The organism is Komagataeibacter europaeus LMG 18890 (assembly GCF_000285295.1).
GTDB classification, from domain to species: Bacteria; Pseudomonadota; Alphaproteobacteria; order Acetobacterales; family Acetobacteraceae; genus Komagataeibacter; species Komagataeibacter europaeus.
Window position 1 is genome coordinate 1 of the sequence record NZ_CADP01000274.1, and the last position, 1,550, is coordinate 1,550.

The window sequence follows — 1,550 nt, forward strand, 5'->3', positions numbered from 1 at the left end:
CCATCGCAGCCGCCACCGCCAAGCTGTATTTCAGCCTGCGCGCGCTAGACCGGCAACGCGAGATCCTGCAACAGACCATCGAGACCCAGACAGCGCTCCTTGCCTTGGTGCAGCGCCAGCATGAGGTGGGCGCGGTGGACGCGCTGGTAATGCAGAACGTGACCGAGCAGCGCGACGCGGCACAGGCCGCCCTGCCGGATGTGGAGGACCAGCGCGGCAAGGCGGAAAGTGCTCTGGCCGTCATGCTGGGCCGCGCGCCCCAGCAGATCATCGAACAGGCGATGGAGCGCGGCAAAAACATTGACCAACTGACCATTCCCATCCCGATCCCGCCCGAAATCCCGTCCACCCTGCTCGAACGCAGGCCCGACATCGCCATGCATGAGCAGACGCTGATCGCCAGCAACTTCAATATCGGCTTTGCGCGCGCGGCCTATTTCCCCACAATCTCGCTGGCCAGCCTGGCGGGGGTGAACAACATTGATATCGACAATCTGTATCGCGCCACCACGCGGTCATGGACGCTGGCGGCCTCCATGGCGGCTCCGGTGATGGATTTTGGCCGCACGGCCAGCGGCGTCAAACTGGCGCGGGCCGAGAAAAACGAGCAGGTCATCCTGTATAAACAGAGCATCCGCACGGCGTTCAAGGAGGTGCATGACGCCCTGCTGGAACAGAATAACGCCCACGCGCGCGAACAGGGCGATGGGGACAAGGAAACGGCGGCCGAAAAAACCGTGGAGCTGACGCAGTTGCGACTGGAACATGGCTATGCCAGCAGGCTGGACGTGCTGTCCGCTCAGGTGCTGGCCCAGCAGGCGGAACAGGCGCATACGACTGCGCTCCTGTCCAGCCTTGATGCATCGGTTGATATGTACAGGGCGATCGGGGGCGGATTTGACACCAAGGCCCCACAGGACAGGAAACGGAAATAACCGCAGACAGGAAAGCGGTCTGTTTGCAAACGGGAATGGATCAGGCCGCCTTACACCTCGTAAAATCTTACTTTGCGGTAGATTACAGGCGCTTCCGCCGCCCTGTGCCACGCGCGGGCGTGGCGACAGGTGTCGCCAGTATGCCCGTCATGAAGGCACGCCAGGCATGATCGAGATAGTCGTCCCGCTCCCTTGCCGTTCTCAGCACCCTGCGCCCGAACAGCATCTGCTGATGCGGGCCGCCAAGGCAGAGCGTGGCCAGCATCTGGCCGGTTTCTTCAGGCTCGCATCCCTCTTTCAGCAGGCCCGCGCGGGAGGCGGCAGTCAAAAGCTTGCAGGTCAGTTTTTCCAGCGGGTCAAAGATATGGGCACCGGCATGGTCCACCAGATCAGGAAAACGCCAGCCTTCCGCTATGAAAGTGCGACTAAGCGAGAGCGTCTCAGGGCTGAGGATCAGGTCCAGCAGCATCCGCATGGTCTTGTACAGCGCCTGCAGCGGATCGTTGGAGACCATCTCATCCGAAGGGGAGACAGCCAGCAGGAAACTGTTCCCCAGTTCAGCAATGACCGTCTTGAACAGGTTTTCCTTGGATGGGTGCCGCCGGTAGATGGTCT

2 protein-coding genes are annotated in these 1,550 nt (G+C 61.5%); one reads left to right on the top strand and one right to left on the bottom strand.

What is annotated here, in order from left to right; genetic code table 11:
* The coding region (locus GEU01_RS21620) for a TolC family protein (RefSeq protein ID WP_019087657.1) at positions 1-935 on the top strand (935 nt) is incomplete at its 5' end.
* A gap of 82 nt (positions 936-1,017) precedes the next feature.
* Here the strand turns inward: GEU01_RS21620 and GEU01_RS23820 are convergent.
* A partial coding sequence (locus GEU01_RS23820; protein WP_019087658.1) for a TetR/AcrR family transcriptional regulator C-terminal domain-containing protein occupies positions 1,018-1,550 on the bottom strand: 533 nt, incomplete at its 5' end.